Source organism: Streptomyces sp. 796.1 (assembly GCF_047525675.1).
Classification (GTDB): domain Bacteria; phylum Actinomycetota; class Actinomycetes; order Streptomycetales; family Streptomycetaceae; genus Streptomyces.
Genome location: NZ_JBLIWA010000049.1, coordinates 37202 through 55263, shown reverse-complemented (window position 1 = coordinate 55263; position 18062 = coordinate 37202). Strand labels below are relative to the sequence as shown.

Sequence of the window (18062 nt, the reverse complement as noted above, 5' to 3'; positions counted from 1 at the left end):
CCGGTTCGCACGCCCACCGGAGCTGCGACGGCCCCGGCTCGCGAGCCAGCCGGAGCTGCGGCCCTGCCGGCCCCGCCAGTGCCGCCGGCCCGGCCAGTGCCAGCCCTGCCAGTGCGGCCGGTCCGGCTAGTCCTGCCCGTCCCGCTAGTCCCGCAACAGGTCGGGCACGCCCGCGGCGTCGGGCTCGTCGCGGGTGCCGGCGAGCACGGTCAGCCGCTGGGTGGCCCGGGTCAGCGCCACGTACAGCACCCGCAGCCCGGCCGGCGACTCGTCGGCGATCTCCGCGGGCGAGACGACCACCGTGGCGTCGTACTCCAACCCCTTGGCCTCCAGGCTGCCGAGCACCACGACCCGGCCGCGGGGTTCGGTCTGTTCGGTGGCGGGCGCCGCGTCGGCCGGCGCACCAGGCCCGGCAGGACCGGCGCCCCCGTCGGGGCCTGCCGCGTCCGCGGGCGCTTCCAGCCCCGCCAGCCAGGCCCGGGCCCGCTCCCGCTGGCCCATCGCGACCACCACGCCCACCGTGCCGTCCACCTCGGCCAACAGCCGCCGCACCTCATCGCGCAGCACCGCGCGCGGGTCGGTGCCGAGCGCCACGAAGCGCGGCTTCAGGCCGGTGGAGCGGACGGCGGTCGGGGGCTGGGTGCCGGGCATGGCCAGGGCGAGCACCTTGGCGGCGAGTTCGGCGACCTCGGCCGGGTTGCGGTAGTTGACGGTGAGCTGGAAGCGGCGGCGCGGCCGGGTGCCCAGCGCCTCGTCCCGCGCGATCGCCGCCTCGTCCGGGTCCGACCAGGAACTCTGCGCCGGATCGCCGACCACCGTCCACGTCGCCTGGCGGCCCCGCCGGCCCACCATCCGCCACTGCATGGGCGTCAGGTCCTGCGCCTCGTCCACGATGACGTGCGCGTAGTCCGTACGCGACTCGTCCCGCAGCCGCTCCAGCCGCTCGGCCTTGCTGGGCCGGCCGCCGAACCGGTCGGCGTACGTGGTGAGCTCGTCGAGGCCGGTGAGCTGGTCGAGCGGGTCGGCCGCGCGCTTGCGGGGCCTGGCCGGGGTGCCGAGCAGGGTGTGCAGTTCGTCGATGAGGGCCACGTCGTGCACGGACAGCGGGCCGTTGCCCCGTTCGTCCAGGCGCCGTAGCGAGCGGGCCACCAGCCGCACCTCGCGCTGGTTGAGCACCCGCCCGCGACCGCCGGCGCCGGCCCAGCGGGCGAGCCGCCGCTCGTCGGCCATCGCGGCCAGCACCCGGCGCGGCGTCAACTCGGGCCACCAGGCGGTGAGGAAGTCGAGGAAGTCCGGCTCGGTCGACACGTCCTCGTCGAACGCCTCGCGCGCGTCGGCCGCGAACTCCGGGTCGGGGTAGCGGCGCGGCCCGCCGGCGGCCGACCACAGCGCGTCGAGCAGCAACCGGCGGGCCCGCGGGCGCATCAGGTTGATCGGCGCGGTGCCGCTCAGCACCGTCTGTCTGATCTGCCGCAGCCGCTGCGCGTCCAGCTCGACCCGGGCGCCGAAGGCCACCACCCGCAGCCGTTCCGGCACCCCGGCCGGCCGGTGCGCGCCCCCCGAGCCGCCGCTACCCGCATCGCCACCGAGGTCCCCCAGGCCACCGAAGGAGAGCTGACCGTCCTCCTCCGCTTCCGTCCCCTCGCTGGTCACGGGCGCGGGCCCGGGCAGCGTCAGGGCGCCCCTGACCGCCTTGCGCAGCACCTTCGCCATCCGCAGCGAGCCCTTGATCCGGGCCACGGCCGGCTCGTCGTACGCCGTGCCGGTGCCGTTGGCGCCGCCGCGCTCGGTCGACTCGGCGCCCTCGGCCAACGAGCCGAGCGCCCGGATGGCGACCTGCCCCTCCTCGCCGAGCGAGGGCAGCACGCCCTCGGTGTAGGCGACGAGCAGCGGGGTGGGGCTGACGATCAGGATGCCGCCCGCGTACCGCCGCCGGTCCTGGTAGAGGAGGTAGGCCGCGCGGTGCAGGGCGACGGCCGTCTTGCCGGTGCCGGGACCGCCTTCCACCTCGGTGACGGAGTTCGCGGGGGCGCGGATCACCAGGTCCTGTTCGGCCTGGATGGAGGAGACGATGTCGCGCATGGTGTGCCCGCGGGCCCGGCCCAGCGCGGCCATCAGGGCGCCGTCGCCGATGACCGACAGCGGCTCGCCGTCCAACGTCGCCGTCAGCTCGGGGCGGAGCAGGTCGTCCTCCACGCCGAGCACCCGCCGGCCCTTGCTGCGGATGACGCGCCGGCGCACCACTCGGCCCGGGGCGACCGGCGTGGCTCGGTAGAAGGGGGCTGCGGCCGGCGCCCGCCAGTCGATGACCAGCGGCGAGTACTCCGCGTCGAGCACCCCGAGCCGCCCGATGTGCAGCGTCTCGGCGATGTCCGCCCGCGGCTGCCCGGCCGCGTCGGTGTGCACCGCGTCGTCCGCGGGGTCGACGGAGGTGTACGCCCCGTCCGGGCCACGCTTCCCGTCCTTGCCGAGCAGCAGGTCGATGCGGCCGAAGAGGAAGTCCTCGAACTCGTTGTTCAACCGGTTCAGGTGGACCCCGGCCCGGAACACCTGCGCGTCGCGCTCGGCGAGCGCGCCGGGCGTGCCGACCTGGCCCCCCTTGACCGCGTCGTCCATCAGGTACTCGGCCTCGTGGATCTTCTCCTCAAGCCTGCGGTAGACCCGGTTGAGATGTCGCTGCTCGATCCGGATCTCCCGCTCGCGGGCACCCTCGGCACCGGTCCCGGCGTCGTGGGACGGTGCGGATGCCGCGTTCGTGGCATTGTGCGTGGCGTTGTGCGCGGCCACCCAGGCCCCCTTCTGTGTGCGTAGGGCAGCCGTCAACCGTACGCGAACCGGGGCATGCTGCGCACGTGTGCGACACCACTCGGTCCATCCAGCGGTCACGGACGCCCCCGCGGCACGGGCGCTCGCCGCGCCGGGGGGCTGCCCCGCCACGGAGGGGCGGCGGGTGGCCGGCGGGGAGGGTGCCTTCGTACGGGGGGGGAGGCCGGTGTCGTACGAGCGGCGTCCGGGCGAGGGGCGGCGGGAGAGCGCTCTCGTACGAGGGGAGCTGCTGCCGCACGAGGAGCGGCCGGCGACCCGCGGGGAGAGTGCTTTCGTACGGGAGGAAGCCGCTGCCGCATGAGCGGCCGGCGATGCGCACGGGCCGGGCCGGTGACGGGCGAGACGGGGGCCCGCCCACGTTCACCTTCCGAGGCGGCGCGGCCGACGCGCCGCCCGCGACAGCCAGGAACTGAACGCGGCGCAGCGCCGTGCGCACAGGCCCCGGACCCCCGACCGGGGCCTGTGCCCTGTCCACGTTCTCACACCAACTACGCTTCTGCGTCCATTAATTGACGCCATATCAGGAATGAAATATTCCGACCCGCTGAGCGAACACGCCCTCTTTCGCACCGTCCGCGCCACCGCCCGCCCGCGCTCAGGACGGCCCCACGGGACGGGCGCGCGGTGCGGCTCAGGCCCGGGCCGCGACGGCGCGCCGGCGGTGTCGCGCCACCCGTTCCCGGTTGCCGCACACCTCGCTTGAGCACCAGCGGCGGCGCCGGCCGCGCGAGGTGTCCAGGTAGATCAGCGCACACGACTCGCCCTCGCAGCGCCGCAGTTGGTCCCGCGCGGTCGCGTCCGTGAGCAGGTCGACGGCGTCCCTGGCCACCTGCGCCAGCAGCGCTTCGCAGGTCGGGGCCGCGGCGTGCGCACGGACCAGCGAACCGTCCGCGTCCCGCACCGCGCGCAGCGCCGGCGGCGCGGCGGCGGCCAGCGCGTTGACCCGCTCCACGTCGGTGTCGGCCGCCCGCCCGTCGAACTCCCCGTAGACCACGCGGAAGAGCAGGTCCCGCAGGGTGTGGAAGTGGTCGAGCCACTGGCCGTCCACGGCGTCGAGCGGCACGTCGGGCAGCAACAGCCGGGCGCCGACGAGCCACTGGCCGAGCCGGTGCGGGGTGTCGAGCCGTTCGACGGGCTCGTCGCCGAATCTGCCGTTGACGGTGGCCACCAGGTCGAGACAGACCCGACCGGCGTCGAAACGCAGCTCGTACGAAGCCGAGACCGCCGCCATCCGCCCATCACTCCCTGAGTGCGCGGGGCGCCGAACGCCCGGACGCCCGCGAGGAACCTCCGCTTCCAGAGTGCCCGCCCCGGGCCTTCCCCGTAACCCTCCTGACGCACCCGGACCGAGAGAACACCGAACGCACGGACAGTCCCGCTCCGGGAAGCGACCGCGACCCGGGCCACGGGCCATACGTCATGACCGGCATGGGCCATCGGCGCACGGCCCGGCGACCGCTAGCCCCGCGGCTCGACCGCCAACCGGTAGCCGCGCCCCGCGGCCTCCCCCACCAGCCCGGGCACCGCCAGCGCGGCGCCCGCATCGGCCACGGCCGCGGCGACCGCACCGACGTCCTCGGCGAGACCGGCGCCGGGGCCGGTCGCGGTCCCACCGCCCGCACCGGCCCCCGCCGCCCGCAGCGCGCGGGCCAGCTCGGCGGTCGGGACGAATTCGCCCGGCCGGCGGGCGAGCGCGCGCAGCAGTTCGACGCCGGCCGGCGGCACCGGCCGCACCACGCCGTCCACGGACACCGCCCGCCCGCGCAGCCCCAGCGTCCGGCCGGCGACCCGCACCGTCACCGCCCACCCGGGCAACTCCGCGCACAGCAACTGCACCAGCGGGGCGAGCCGGAACCGCTCCGGCTGGCTGACGGGGACGTCGCACCTGGTCAGCGGCGCCGCGGTGACCGGCCCCACGCAGCACACCAGCACCTCGCCGCGCAGTGCGGCCAGCACTTCGTCCCGTAGGCCGCGGGCCGCCGCCCGGTCCAGGAGGCTGGTCACCGCGGGCGCGCTGGTGAAGGTGAGCGCGTCGACCGTACGGGCGGCGACCGCGTCCAGCAGCCCGTCGAGCGGTCCGAGGTCGGCCGGCGGCAGCCAGCGGTAGACGGGTACGCCGATGACGTCCGCGCCCGCGGCCCGGAGCTTCGCCATGAACTCGGTGAGCGGTTCGCCGTGCAGTTGGACCGCCACCCGGCGGCCGGCGACCCCGTCGGCCAGCAGCCGGTCGAGCACCTCCGCCATCGATTCGGACTGCGGCGACCAGGCTTCGCTGAACCCGGCGGCGCGGATCGCACCACACACCTTGGGCCCGCGGGCCACCACCTCGGCGGCCCGCAACCGGTCGGCGAACGCCCCGCCCCACCCCCAGCCATCGGCGGCTTCGACCCAGCCCCGGAAGCCGACGGCCGTGGTGGCCACCACCACATCGGGCGCCCGATCGATCAACTCCCGTGTGGCGGCCTTGAGTTCACCGTCGTCGGCGAGGGGCACGGTACGCATCGCCGGCGCGTGGAGCACGCGCGCACCGCGCCGCTCCAACAGTCCGATCAGCTCCTCCGCGCGCCGGGCCGCCGTCACTCCGACCACGAACCCGGCCAACGGCGTGCCGCCCCGCCCGCCCGCCACATGCGCAGCGCGCGGCTCCCGCCCCGGTCTTCGATCCTGCTCCGTCACGCCAGCTCCCGATGCCGTCCGACCATCAACACAAAAGCGAGGCGGCCCGCCCCTTCGCGGCCCCACCTCGCACGTTCCCTCGCCCCACCACAACGGGACACACCGCCCCGCACCCCACACACAGGGCCCAGGCAGCACGCCCCACCCCCACGCAGCCGCGGGCACCAAGGCCCTACCCCCAACAAAGCCCACCCAACGAAGCCCCCCACCCCCAAGGAGGCCGCAGGCGACAAGCCCCCACCCATGCCCATGGGAGCCGCGGATCGCAAAGTCCCCGCACGCGAACGAAGCCCACACACAAACAACAAAGCCGAGGCGACCCACGCAGCCCGTGGACTCCCAACCCCCAAACCCCCCACACAGCCGCACCCCCACACACCCACCCCACCCCCCACCCACCCCAAGGGGGCCGCGGGTGGCGAAGCCCCCGCACGCGCGGACGAAGTCCGCGCAGAAACGACGAAGGCGAGGCGGCCCACGCTTTCCGTGGGCACACCTCGCCTCTCGCATTCGTGGAGATGGCGGGAATCGAACCCGCGTCCAACGGTGCGGAATCAGGGCTTCTCCGTGTGCAGTTCGCTGCGCTTTTCTCGGCCCCGGAGATCACGCGAACAAGTCTCCGACAGGCCCAGCCACTGTTGGTTTTCCCGCCAGACCCCGTGGCCGGGCCTGGCGGTTGAGTTCCCTAGCTGATGCCAGGATCCGGGTCGGGAACACCCCCGGGCTGACACTTCGCGAGTCGCTACTTAGGCAGCGAGGGCGAAGGAATCGCGCTTGGAATTGGCGATTATTGGTTTCGGCATATGGTTTACGAGATCATTGCCGCTTTCTCGACACGCTTCCCCTGCTTCGACATCCGCTGTCGAAACCGATCATCCCCATGTGGTGTTTTCAATGCGCACCCCATAAGGGGCCGCCCCGGCTATGCGGAGCAGATGCCATCGTACGTGAACAGCATCCGTACGTGCCAGCCTATTCCGCTGACCGCCCGATGGCGGCGCCGCGCACCCGGCAGGTCACTCGGATCGCGGCCCGGTCAGGCCCGCTGCCGGCGGCGGGCCGCCGACATCGCACGGTCGGCCTCGCGACGGTCCTGCTGCTCGCGCAGCGTCTGCCGCTTGTCGTACTCCTTCTTGCCCTTGGCCAGGGCGATCTCGACCTTGGCCCGGCCGTCCTTGAAGTACATGGCCAGCGGCACGATGGTGTGGCCGCTCTCCTGGGCCTTCGACTCCAGCTTGTCGATCTCCGCGCGGTGCAGCAGCAGCTTGCGCTTGCGACGCGCGGAGTGGTTGGTCCAGGTGCCCTGCGCGTACTCGGGCACGTGCACGTTGTGCAGCCATGCCTCGTGCCCGTCGATCTGGACGAAGCCGTCGACCAGCGAGGCCCGGCCCTGCCTGAGCGACTTGACCTCGGTGCCGGTCAGCACCAGACCGCACTCGTACGTATCCAGGATGTGGTAATCGTGGCGCGCCTTCTTGTGCTGCGCGATGAGTTTGCGTCCCGTCTCTTTAGCCATAGCGCGGCCATTGTCGCACTAGGCCCCGCCCCCGAGGCCACTCAATACTGACTGCGCCCGCTGTTCGGCGTCGTCGTCCGCGGAGAGGTCGGGGGTGATGCCCACGCCCTCGACGCCGCGGCCCGCGGGGGTGCGGTACTGGCCCACGGTCTCCTCGGCGACGGAGCCGTCCGGGCGCTCGGTCGGCAGTTGGACCGAGCCCTTGCCGAAGGTCTGCGAGCCGATCACGACCGCACGGCCCCGGTCCTGGAGCGCCCCGGTCAGCAGTTCACCGGCGCTCATCGTGCCGCCGTCCACCAGCACCACCAGCGGGGTCTGGGTGTCGCCGCCCCGATCCGCGTTGAGGACCCGCTGGTCACCGCGGACGTCATAGGTGCCGACCAGCCCGCCGTCGAGGAACGCGGAGGCCGCGGTGGTGGCCTCGGTGACCAGGCCGCCGGAATTGCCGCGCAGGTCGAGTACGAGCGCATCGCCCTTGGGCGCCGCCCGCACCGCGCGGCGGACCTGGTCGCCGGTGTTCTTGGTGAACGCCTCGACCTTGATCCGGGTCGCGTCGGGTTCGCCGTCGGTGAGCCGGTGCACCGTGACGTTGCGGGCCGCGAGCCGGGAGCGGCGCAGGGTCTGGCTCCACTGTCGGCCGGCCCGCTCAAGACCGAGCACCACCTCGGTGCCGGCGGCCTCGTCGGCCGCGTCCCCGCGCCGGCCGGCCGCGTCACCGGAGCCGTCGCCGCTCGCGCCCGCGCGGCCGGTGCCGCCGGTGGCATCCGCGGTGCCGGGGGTGCCACGGGTGTCAGTGGTCCCCGTGCTGTCCGTACTTTCCGTACTGTCCGTGGTCCCCGCGGTGCCGGCGCGGTCCGACCCGTCGTCGGTACGCGGGGCGTCCGGGGCTGCCGGGTTCCGTACCGCGCCGTGCGCCCCTGGCTCCGCCGGGTCGGGCGCCGCCGCGTCCTCGGCGTGGGCGGGCCCCGCCGCCTCGGCCGCGTCCGGTGCGTCGTGCGATCCGCCCGCCCGCCGTGATCCGCCCGATTCGTACGGACCGGCCGGCTGCCTGGCGGGGTCGGTGGGGGACGCGGCCGGCGCGCCGCCGCGCTCCGGGCCCTGCGCCGGCGGGGGCGCGGTGGCGCCGGTGGGGCGGGAGGCGGCGGTCGTGTCGCCCTCCGGGACGTCGCCGCGCAGCCGGGCCACCACCTCGGTGACCGGGCGGCCCGTCACGGGCACGCCGTCGATGGATCTGAGCCGGTCGCCGGCGCGCAGGCCGGCCCGGGCCGCCGGGCTGCCCGGCTGGACGCGGTCGACGCAGATGACGCCGCTCGGCAACCGCCGGGCCCACAGCCCGACGCCCACGTACTGACCTTCGAGACCGCGCTTGAACCCCTCGTACTCACGGCGGGTGTAGACCGAACTCCACCGGTCGCCGCTGCGGCTCACCTCGCGGGAGTGGTCGTCGTAGCCGGGCGCGGCCGGGGCGGCGTGCGGCGGGGGGTCGGCGGCGGGGCGGGGGTCGCCGGCCGGGTGGAGCGAGTCGGGGGACGGGGCGCGGGCGGCCCGCTGCGGACGCTCGTCGGCGGGTTCGCCGCCCCAGGATCCGGTGGCGGCGCCGGTCGCCAGGACGCTGGCGAAGACGAGGGTGAGGGCGGCCCCGCGGCGGGTACGGCGGAGCCGCTGCTCGGCCTCCGCGGGCTGCGTGCCAACCGGCGCGGAGCGGAGCGGACGGATCATCCACGGGCCCGACATACCGGCGAGTCTAGGCGACGGCCGGGCGCCGCACGGGGTGTTGACCGTACGGCGCCCTAGGCGTACGTCACACCTTGAGGTACTTGCGCAGCGCGAAGAACGCGGCAAGCGCCGGCATCAGCAGACCGATCGCGAGCACCAGCGGGAGCTTGGAGATGACCGCGTCCCAGCCGATGAAGTCGATGACGCTGATGTGGTCCGCGAGCCAGCCGTTGACCAGCACCTGCTGGCCGGTGACCAGCAGGACGCAGGCGAGGACCGCGCCGATCAGGCCGGCGATGGCGGCCTCCATGATGAACGGCATCTGGATGTAGAAGCTGGAGGCGCCCACCAGCCGCATGATGCCGGTCTCCCTGCGGCGGCTGAACGCCGAGACCCGCACCGTGTTGACGATCAGCAGCAGGGCCACCACCAGCATCAGCGCCATCACGCCGAGCGCCGCGAAGTTCATGCCGCTGAGCAGGTTGAAGAGGGGTTCGAGGACGGCCTTCTGGTCCTGCACCTCCTGCACGCCCGGCCGGGCGGCGAAGGCACTGGAGATGACCTTGTACTGCTCCGGGTCCTTGAGCTTGACCCGGAACGACTCCTGCATCTGGTCGGCCGTCAGCGAGCTGGCCAGCGGGGAGTCGCCGAACTCCTCCTGGTAGTGCTTGAACGCCTCCTCGCTGGTTTCGAACTGCACCGACTCGACCAGGTTCATCCGCTCAAGCTCGGCGCGGATCTCCTTCTTCTGGTCGTCGGTGACGGCGCCCTTCTCACAGTTGGGCGAGGTCTCCTTGTCGTTCTTGTTGCACAGGAAGATCGAGACGTTGACCTTGTCGTACCAGTAGCCCTTCATCGAGTCGACCTGCTCGCTCATCAGCAGGGACGCCCCGAACAGGGCGAGGGAGAGGGCCACGGAGACGATCACGGCGAAGGTCATCGTCAGATTGCGGCGGAGACCGACGCCGATCTCCGACAGGACGAACTGGGCGCGCATGGCGTCCTTTCAGTGCTGGTAGCCGTAGACGCCGCGCGACTGGTCACGCACGAGACGGCCCTTTTCAAGTTCGATGACGCGCTTGCGCATCTGGTCGACGATCTGCTGGTCGTGGGTGGCCATGACCACCGTGGTCCCGGTCCGGTTGATCCGGTCCAGCAGCTTCATGATGCCGACCGAGGTCTGCGGGTCGAGGTTGCCGGTGGGCTCGTCCGCGATGAGCAGCATGGGGCGGTTGACGAACGCGCGGGCGATGGCGACCCGCTGCTGCTCACCGCCGGAGAGCTCGCCCGGCATCCGGTCCTGCTTGCCGCCGAGGCCGACCAGGTCGAGCACCTCGGGCACGGTCTTGCGGATGGCGCCGCGCGGCTTGCCGATCACTTCGAGGGCGAAGGCGACGTTCTCCCCCACCGTCTTGTTGGGCAGCAGCCGGAAGTCCTGGAAGACGGTGCCGAGCTGGCGGCGCATCTGCGGCACCTTCCAGTTGGACAGCCGCGCGAGGTCCTTGCCCAGTACGTGGACGGCGCCGTGACTGGCCCGCTCCTCGCGCAACAGCAGTCGCAGGAAGGTGGACTTGCCCGATCCCGAGGAACCGACCAGGAAGACGAACTCGCCCTTGGCGATCTCCAGCGAGACGTCCCGCAACGCGGGGCGGGTCTGCTTGGGATAGGTCTTGGAGACGTTGTCGAATCGGATCACGAAAGCACCACGGTCGACCTGTGTAGGGGGTACGGGCTGCTGCCGCTGGTGCGGCTCCCGTCGGTGAGCGTGACCCTACGCGAAGCGCACAGCGACGCGCAGTCGGCGTCCGGGGTTGGTGCGTTTCCTACCGGCCACATCGGGAACAAACAACGGCAATCCGGACGGCGCGGGGCCGGCACACGGGGCGATTCGCACGGAGCGCGCCGATGCGGACGGAAGCTGGCACAGTGGTAGAGGAACAAGCGCTCGCCCCGAAGCGTTTGCCCCTTGTATAGGCAGCGGCTGCGCCGCATACGGGAGGAGGAGAGCGCATGACGTACGACAGGCTTGTCTGCGCCAACTGCGCCAGTCCCGTCAGCGAGGGCCGGTGCCCGGTCTGCCGGGCCAGGCGGCGCACCCAGCCCGAAGGCCCGCTCGCCGGGCTGACCCCGGCAGCGCTGATAGCGCTGCTCATCGCCCTGGTCGCGGTGGCGGCCGTGGCCCACCAGGTGACGGCCTAACCCCACAGCAGCACGCCAACGCGGGCCCACGCACGGGCCCGCACCGCTGCATACGCTCCCCGCGTCCGCCCCGCCAGCGCCAGCTCCCGGGCCCGTACGCCAAGGGCCGCGCCCCGTAGGCCCGTACGCGCAGTAACGCTGAGCTTCCCCTCGAACACGTCTGGTGTCGACGGTGAATGCGGGACGCCGGCGGCGGGCCGCGGCGCGGGGAGTCGAGCGCCGGGGAAACCGCTCGTGGTGGCGCGTTCGGGGCGTGCGGTCGGTGACGCGCCCCCCGACGTACCCGCTCGGTGTCCGCGCGCCTGCGGACGCACTTCCGGTACGCACATCACCCCATCGATACCGGGCGTACGAGGGTGTGCGCGGCACGCCGAAGGGCCCACGGCGCGCGATGCGTCGTGGGCCCTTCGTGGACCGCCGGTCGGGGCGGGCGCGGTGTGCGCCGTCGGGGCCGCCGGTTCACTCGCTCCGGCGTGGCCCCGCAGTCCGGTGGATCGGGTGGATCAGGCCGCCGCGGCGGGGCGGTTGATCATGCGCGGCAGCAGCCGGAAGCCGACACCGCCCGCGATCATGGTCGCCGCGCCGACGACCAGGAAGGTCGTCTCGGAGGCGCCGGTCTCGGCCAGCTCCTCCTTGGGCTTGCTCTGCTGCACGGGCTGCGCACCCGCACTGTCGGTGTCGGTGTTGTCCGCGCAGCCGCTGCCGTCGGTGTCGACCGGGCAGGTGCCCGAGCCGTCGTTGCCGCTGCCGCCGGTGCCGCTGCCCGGGTTGGTCGGGTGCGCGGAGGAACCGTCCGTCGGCTGGCCGCTCGGCGGCGTCGTCGGCTGGCCCGTGCCGGGCGGGGCCGTCGGTTGGCCGGTCGGCTGACCGGTCGGCTGACCCGTGCCGGGCGGCGTCGTCGGCTGGGTGGGCTGGCCGGTCGGCTGGGTCGGCTGACCCGTCGGCTCGGTCGGCTGGCCGGTGGGCTGCGTGGGCTGGCCGGTCGGCTCGGTCGGCTGACCCGTCGGCTCGGTGGGCTGGCCCGTCGGCTCGGTCGGCGGGTCGGTGGGCTCGGTGGGCTGGCCCGTCGGCTGGGTCGGCTGGTCGGTCGGTTCGGTCGGCGGGTCCGTCGGCTCGGTCGGGATGGTGGTGGGCTCGGTCGGGTCTACGGCGACCCGCGCTTCCACGCCCTGCTTGTCGACATCGGCCTTGACCCCGACCCCACCCACATTGACGTCGATGCCGACGGCCGAAGCGGCACCCGCCGCGGTCAGTGACGCGCCAGCGGCGATCACCGTCCCCGCGACGATCCGCGCAACGCGCAACCGCGTCTTCTTGGTCATCTGCCTGCTACCCCCAGTAGCTGTTCTCGTCAGTGGAGCAGCTATGCACACGGGGCCACGGCTGGGGGCTACGTCTCGCGGCACGAGCCTCACTACCGGCTAGCCGCGGGCCCCTCGTCACACGTGCCCCAGTTCATACGCATGCCGCGCGCCAGCCTTCCCACTTTCCCCGGGGGCGTCAAGGCCGATCCGTACAGGATGTCCGCCTTGCAGGGAGTTGACGGCCACCACGCGATGTAACCGTGACCTAAAAGGGGGTGGGTGGGGGGTGAGGGGTCGTCAGCGGGGGCCGTTCGCTTGGTGCGACGGGGCAACGGGGCCACGTACGGGAGCGGCCGTGTCGCACGGCCGGAACCACCGTCGCACTGCGGGCGCCCCCGCCTGGCGCGGAGACGCCGTCGCGCCTTGGACCGCCGCCGGCCACGGGAGCGCGTCCGGCCGCGCCCGGCTGACTGCCGGGGCTACTTCTCCTGCTGCTTGCGCCAGCGGATGCCGGCTTCGAGGAAGCCGTCGATCTCGCCGTCGAGCACACCCTGCGGGTTGCCGACCTCGTGGCCGGTGCGCAGGTCCTTGACCATCTGGTAGGGGTGCAGCACGTACGAACGCATCTGGTTGCCCCAGGAGTTGCCGCCGTCGCCCTTGAGCGCGTCCATCTTGGCCTGCTCCTCCTGGCGGCGGCGCTCAAGGAGCTTGGCCTGGAGGACGTTCATCGCGGTCGCCTTGTTCTGGATCTGCGAGCGCTCGTTCTGACAGGAGACGACGATGCCGGTGGGGATGTGGGTCAACCGCACGGCGGAGTCGGTGGTGTTGACGCCCTGGCCGCCGGGGCCCGACGAGCGGTACACGTCCACCCGCAGCTCCGACTCGTCGATCTCGACGTGGTCGGTCTGCTCCACGACGGGGAGCACCTCGACGCCGGCGAAGGAGGTCTGGCGGCGCCCCTGGTTGTCGAAGGGCGAGATGCGCACCAGCCGGTGCGTGCCCTGCTCGACGGAGAGCGTGCCGTAGGCGTACGGGACCTGGACGGCGAAGGTGGAGGACTTGATGCCCGCCTCTTCCGCGTACGAGGTGTCGTAGACCTCCGTCTTGTAGCCGTGCCGCTCGGCCCAGCGCAGGTACATCCGCTGGAGCTGCTCGGCGAAGTCGGCGGCGTCCACGCCGCCGGCCTCGGCCCGGATGTTGACGAGCGCCTCACGGCTGTCGTACTCGCCGGAGAGCAGCGTGCGGACCTCCATCTCGTCCAGCGCCTTGCGGACCGAGGCCAGCTCGGACTCCGCCTCGGCGCGGGCGTCCGCGTCGTCCTCGGCGTCGGCGAGCTCGAAGAGCACCTCAAGGTCGTCGATCCGGCCGCGCAGCTCTTCGGTCCTGCGGAGCTGCCCCTGCAAGTAGGAGAGCTGGCTGGTCACCTTCTGCGCGTTCTCCGGGTCGTCCCAGAGGGACGGCGCCGCCGCCTGCTCCTCAAGCACGGCGATGTCGGCCCTCATCTTGTCCAGATCGAGGACCGCCTCGATCGACCCCATGGTGGAGGAGAGGGACTTCAGCTCTTCGGATACGTCGACGACTGCCACACCCCCAGCCTAACGGTTGCCCGGCCCGACCCGGTCCGGCCGCGGCGCCGCCACCCGTACGCCCCCGGCCCGTACGCCGCTGAGCTGGGACGATGCGGCGGGAAACGGGGCCGGGGGCGGGGTGCGGGGACTGGCTGCTGGAGCCGGCGGGGGCGGGCCCGGGCCTTCAGGGGGCGTCAGGGCGTGCGTTCGGACTGGTGGACGCCGGGGGAGTCGGCGTCCTTCTCGTCGCCGCCGCCGACCGCGAGGTAGCCGCCGACGCCGGCCGCGAGGAGTGCGACGGCCGCCGCGGCGCCGAGCTTGATCCGGCGGCGGCGCACCGCCTCCAGGTCCGAGCGGTTACGGGCCGAGCCGGCGCGGCGCTGGCCGCTGGCGCGCGGGGCGCGGGCGGTGCCGTGGGCGCCGCCCGCCAACTCGTCCGAGGTCGGGGCGCGCATGCTGGTGTGGGTGTCGCGGCTGGAGTCGGTGACGCGGCCGGGCACCAGCGGGACCGCCCCGCGCCGGCGCGGCTTGCCCGCCTGGTCGTGGCCCGGCGCGCCGGGCGTGGGCTCGGCGCCGTCCTCGTACCCGCCGTAGCCGCTCTCGTACCCGTCGGGCTCGTCGCCCGGCTCGTCGATGTCCAGCGGCGGCATGCCGACCAGCCCCGGCAGCAGTTCGCGCAGCCGGGCGGCGAGTTCGGCGGCGCGCAGCCGGGAGGCCGGGGCCTTGGCCAGGCACTGCACCATGAGCTGCCAGAGCTCGTCGGGGATGCCGGGCAGCGGGGCGACGGTCTCGGTGACGTGGCGCCGCAGCACCGCGCCGGGGTGGCCGCCGCCGAACGGGGTGAAGCCGGCCAGCAGTTCGTACAACACGGTGGTCAGCGCGTACACGTCCACGCTGGCGCGCGGCGGCAGGCCCTCGATGATCTCCGGGGCGAGGTAGTCGGGGGTGCCGATGACGCTGTGGCTCGACGGCGTGCGGGCACCGTCCTTCGCGCGGTGCCGGCCCGGCGAGTCGACCAGGCGGGCCACCCCGAAGTCGGTGAGCAGCGCGGGGTGGGCGCCGCCCGGGCCGAGCGGGCCCTGCATGTCGAGCAGCACGTTCTCGGGCTTGACGTCGCGGTGCACGATCTGGGCGGCGTGCGCGGCGGCGAGTCCGTCGGCGACGTCGGCGGTGATCGCGACGGCGGCGGCGGGGGCGAGGCGGCGCTCGTGGGCGAGCCGGGTGCGCAGGTCGGTGCCCCGGATCAGGTCCATGACCAGGGCGAGGTCGTTGCCGTCGACGACGAGGTCGTGCACGCCGACGACGTTCGGGTGGTCCAGGCTCAGCAGGGCGGCGCGCTCGTGCACGAAGCGGGCGACGAGTTCCTGGTCGGCGGCGAGTTCCTCGCGCAGCAGCTTGATGGCGACCGGCCCCTCGGGCCCCTCGCCCAGCCACACCGTGCCGACGCTGCCACGCCCCAGGACCTGGCCTGCGGTGTACCGGCTACCGATCTTCCGTGCCAAGACTGCTCCGACTCGTCGTCTGAGGGTGTTCAACGGTTCGGCGGTTCAACGAGGGTGCGGGCCGACCGGTTCGGGTCGATCCGGTCGAACCTGCTGACCGGCTCGCACCCGGTCCACGAGGTCAACGCCGTACGCGGGGTCGCCCGCGCGCCCCGGCACCCATCGCCCGGGGTCAGCGACCAAGCTACGCGGCCCCTGGCCTGTTCTGGGGCCCCGAGTGGGCAATCTGACCACTAGGTGGCGATTTACACCACAGCCGTGTCGACAAATCGCCACGGTCATGGCCGGGCATGGTGTATGTGCCCGTCTGTGCCCGAACCGTACGGGTTCGGCGCCCGGCCCTCCCGGGGGGGGGGGGGGGGGGGGGGGGCCGGCCCCGACCGCCCCGGGAACGCGCCGTCGATCAGCTCGGTCCGCCCAGGTCGGAGATCCAGTCCTTGACCTCGACCACCCAGTCCTTGGTCGCCGTCCAGAAGCTCTTGCCGTCGGCGACCCAGTCCTGAAGCGGCGTCAACTCCCAGACCAGCCAGGCGCCGACCACCAGGATGATGATCACGAGCAGGCAGCCCTTGAGGCAGCCAAGGCCCGGGATCCGGGTCGGGTTGGCGCTGCGCTGCCGCGGCTCGCGGCGCGGCGCCGCCGGCTCGGGCGCGGGCGGCGGGGGTGCGTACCGCTGCGGCTGGGGCTGCGGCGGGTGCGGCTGCTGTTGCTGCTGGGGCGGCGGCTGGCGGCGGCGTTGCTGCCGGGGCTGCTGCGGCTGTTGCGGCGGGTACGGGGCGGGGGCCGGGCCGCGCTGCTGTTGCTGGGGCGGATAGGGCTGCTGCCCGTACTGCTGTTGCTGCTGCTGGTGCGGCGGCTGCTGAGGGCCGGGGCGGCGCTGCGGGCGGCGGCGCAGCGGGTCCTGGCTCGGGTCCAGGTACTGCACCTGGGTCTGGTCGTTGCGGTCGCGGGCCGCGCGCATCTGGTTCTGCCACGGGTGGTCCCCGTCCGGCTGCTGGCCCTGCTGCTGGCCCGGGGGGACGGGCGGCATCGCGCGGGTGGCCCCGTCGGCGCCCGCCGGGCCCGAGCCCGCGGGCAGCACCTGGGTCGGGTCGGCGCCGGGGGCGCCGGTCGCGGGGAGCACGCTGGTGGCCGCGGCCGGGTCGAAGCCGGCCGAGCCCGCGGGCAGCACCTGGGTGGGGTCCGCCTCGCCGCCGGGCACCGGCGCCGGGCTCGGGTCGGGGGCGAGCAGGGCGGCGACGCCGAGCGCCGCCTCGGTCTGCTCGACGGTGGCGTGCACGCCGACGCCGGCGGCGACCGTACGCAGCGCCCGGGCCAGGTTCTCCGCGCTCGGCCGCTCCTCGGGCCGCTTGCGCAGGCAGCGCTCTATGCAGATCCACAGCGGCTCGGGCACCGTGGTGGGCCGGCGCGGCTCCTCGCTCAGGTGCCGGTGCAGCACCTCAAGGGCGGTGTTGCCGGCGAACGGGGGGCGCCCGGTGACCAGTTCGTACAGCAGGATGCCCGCGCCGTAGATGTCCACGGCGGAGGTCTGCGGCCGGCCCTCGGCGGATTCGGGGGCGACGTAGGCGGGGGTGCCGACGAACTCGTGGGTGCGGGTGAGGCCCGGCGAGTCGGCCAGGCGCGCGATGCCGAAGTCGGTGAGCATCGGGTGCATCTCGCCGTCCTGGGCGGTGGCGACCAGGACGTTGGCGGGCTTGAGGTCGCGGTGGACGACGCCGTCGGCGTGGCTGGCCGCGAGCGCGTCGGCGATCTGCGCGGTGAGCAGGGCGGCGGCCACCGGCGTGAAGGGGCCGTTGCTGCGCAGGTAGCCGTGCAGGTCGGGCCCGTCGACCAGGTCCATCACCAGCGCCAGCAGATCGCCTTCGACGACCAGGTCGCGGGTGCGGACGATGTTGGGGTGGGTGAGCCGCAGCAGGACCGAGCGCTCGCGCAGGAAGCGCATGACGATCTCGGGGTCGTGCGCCAGCTCCTCCTTGAGGACCTTGATCGCAACGGTCTCCCCCGGCTGCCCGGCCACAGCGGCCTCGGCGCCCGCCGCCTCGCGCTGGCGGGCCCGCCAGACGGTGCCCGTGGCTCCGCGCCCGAGCGGCTCCTCTAGCAGGTACTTACTGCCTACCGGCCGCACGTCATGCGCTCCCTGATCGTGGTCAAACCTGATCGTGATCTCGTCCAAGCTCCGGCCCGCACGAGGCCCGTTCCACGGCCTGCACCCAGGCCACTGGCCCCGGGCGCGCGAACCGCTGGCCCACTCTAATGCCGCCGCCCCCGCCACGGCCGAGCCGCGGGCGGCAGGAAGAGGCACGGGGCCCAGGGAAAGACGTGTGAAGTGGCCGGATGGTTGCCATGGCGGGACGGGGTGGGGGACGGCGGGCGGCGATGGGGCTCCGGGGCGCGGGACGGCTCCGGGGCGCCTCCGTGCCGCCGGGGGCACCGGTCCGGGGTCGTACGAGGTCGGTTCGGAACCGTCCGGAGCCGGTACGGGGCCGGGCTCTGGCCGCTCGAAGGGCGGGGCGACGCCGGGCCGGGGCGCGATGAGGACGGGTTCGGGGCGGACGGCTGCGAGGGGAGGGATCGGGAGGGAACGGGGCGTCCGTGGCGCTTCGGACGGGGCGGCGACGGGCCGCGACCGATGTGTTCCGGCCAGCCGCACGTGCAGGCCGCAGGGCGGCGGCCCGGCTGGCCCCGCGGGCCGCGGCAGGTGGTCCGGGCCGTCGCCGGAGCCCGGACGGCGTGGCGGTCGCGGGCCGCCGGGGCG

12 protein-coding genes, 1 other RNA gene and 1 pseudogene are annotated in these 18062 nt (G+C 73.9%); 1 reads left to right on the top strand and 13 read right to left on the bottom strand.

Annotation, left to right across the window (positions count from 1 at the left end):
- Positions 1-144: 144 nt before the first annotated feature.
- From ACMA1D_RS28025 to ftsE, 9 genes and pseudogenes are all read right to left on the bottom strand, one after another.
- Positions 145-2787: a HelD family protein gene (locus ACMA1D_RS28025; protein WP_414726782.1), complete on the bottom strand. Its 2643-nt coding sequence runs from the start codon at positions 2785-2787 to the stop codon at positions 145-147.
- A gap of 670 nt (positions 2788-3457) precedes the next feature.
- Positions 3458-4057 carry a CGNR zinc finger domain-containing protein gene (locus tag ACMA1D_RS28020; protein ID WP_414726781.1) on the bottom strand — a complete coding sequence of 200 codons (600 nt, stop codon included), beginning with the start codon at positions 4055-4057 and terminating at the stop codon, positions 3458-3460.
- A gap of 227 nt (positions 4058-4284) precedes the next feature.
- On the bottom strand, positions 4285-5502 hold the full coding sequence (locus tag ACMA1D_RS28015) for a uroporphyrinogen-III synthase (RefSeq protein WP_414726780.1): 1218 nt from the start codon (positions 5500-5502) through the stop codon (positions 4285-4287).
- A gap of 510 nt (positions 5503-6012) precedes the next feature.
- Positions 6013-6382, bottom strand: a transfer-messenger RNA (tmRNA) gene (gene ssrA / locus ACMA1D_RS28010).
- 156 nt (positions 6383-6538) lie between these two features.
- Positions 6539-7018 (bottom strand): SsrA-binding protein SmpB, encoded by a 480-nt coding sequence (gene smpB, locus ACMA1D_RS28005; protein WP_414726779.1) that lies wholly within the window; start codon positions 7016-7018, stop codon positions 6539-6541.
- A gap of 18 nt (positions 7019-7036) precedes the next feature.
- Positions 7037-8203 (bottom strand): S41 family peptidase, encoded by a 1167-nt coding sequence (locus tag ACMA1D_RS28000; protein WP_414726792.1) that lies wholly within the window; start codon positions 8201-8203, stop codon positions 7037-7039.
- A pseudogene (locus ACMA1D_RS27995) lies at positions 8189-8737 on the bottom strand (S41 family peptidase); the annotation flags it as partial. The gene ACMA1D_RS28000 and the pseudogene ACMA1D_RS27995, both read right to left, overlap by 15 nt.
- 82 nt (positions 8738-8819) lie before the next feature.
- On the bottom strand, positions 8820-9731 hold the full coding sequence (gene ftsX, locus ACMA1D_RS27990; protein ID WP_349994602.1) for a permease-like cell division protein FtsX: 912 nt from the start codon (positions 9729-9731) through the stop codon (positions 8820-8822).
- A 9-nt stretch (positions 9732-9740) separates the two neighbouring features.
- Entirely contained in the window at positions 9741-10430 is a 690-nt protein-coding gene (gene ftsE, locus ACMA1D_RS27985; RefSeq protein ID WP_176161906.1) for a cell division ATP-binding protein FtsE, read from the bottom strand.
- Between the two features lie 314 nt (positions 10431-10744).
- Here ftsE and ACMA1D_RS27980 point away from each other — a divergent pair, with 314 nt between their 5' ends.
- Positions 10745-10933 carry a hypothetical protein gene (locus ACMA1D_RS27980; RefSeq protein ID WP_414726778.1) on the top strand — a complete coding sequence of 63 codons (189 nt, stop codon included), beginning with the start codon at positions 10745-10747 and terminating at the stop codon, positions 10931-10933.
- Between the two features lie 503 nt (positions 10934-11436).
- Here ACMA1D_RS27980 and ACMA1D_RS27975 read toward each other — a convergent pair.
- The 4 genes from ACMA1D_RS27975 to ACMA1D_RS27960 form a co-directional block, all read right to left on the bottom strand.
- Positions 11437-12255, bottom strand: coding sequence for a hypothetical protein (locus tag ACMA1D_RS27975; RefSeq protein ID WP_414726777.1), 819 nt, complete (start codon positions 12253-12255; stop codon positions 11437-11439).
- Between the two features lie 461 nt (positions 12256-12716).
- A complete protein-coding gene (gene prfB, locus ACMA1D_RS27970; protein ID WP_414726776.1) occupies positions 12717-13823 on the bottom strand; it encodes a peptide chain release factor 2 in 1107 nt (368 codons plus the stop codon).
- A 176-nt stretch (positions 13824-13999) separates the two neighbouring features.
- Positions 14000-15307 (bottom strand): serine/threonine-protein kinase, encoded by a 1308-nt coding sequence (locus ACMA1D_RS27965; protein WP_414726775.1) that lies wholly within the window; start codon positions 15305-15307, stop codon positions 14000-14002.
- Between the two features lie 403 nt (positions 15308-15710).
- Positions 15711-17432 carry a serine/threonine-protein kinase gene (locus tag ACMA1D_RS27960; protein ID WP_414726774.1) on the bottom strand — a complete coding sequence of 574 codons (1722 nt, stop codon included), beginning with the start codon at positions 17430-17432 and terminating at the stop codon, positions 15711-15713.
- Between the last annotated feature and the right edge of the window lie 630 nt (positions 17433-18062).

Coding starts and splice junctions, on each gene's coding strand:
- ACMA1D_RS27975 (WP_414726777.1), bottom strand. CDS start 12,255: ATGACCAAGAAGACGCGGTTGCGCGTTGCGCGGATCGTCGCGGGGACG.
- smpB (WP_414726779.1), bottom strand. CDS start 7,018: ATGGCTAAAGAGACGGGACGCAAACTCATCGCGCAGCACAAGAAGGCG.
- ACMA1D_RS27980 (WP_414726778.1), top strand. CDS start 10,745: ATGACGTACGACAGGCTTGTCTGCGCCAACTGCGCCAGTCCCGTCAGC.
- ftsX (WP_349994602.1), bottom strand. CDS start 9,731: ATGCGCGCCCAGTTCGTCCTGTCGGAGATCGGCGTCGGTCTCCGCCGC.
- ACMA1D_RS28020 (WP_414726781.1), bottom strand. CDS start 4,057: ATGGCGGCGGTCTCGGCTTCGTACGAGCTGCGTTTCGACGCCGGTCGG.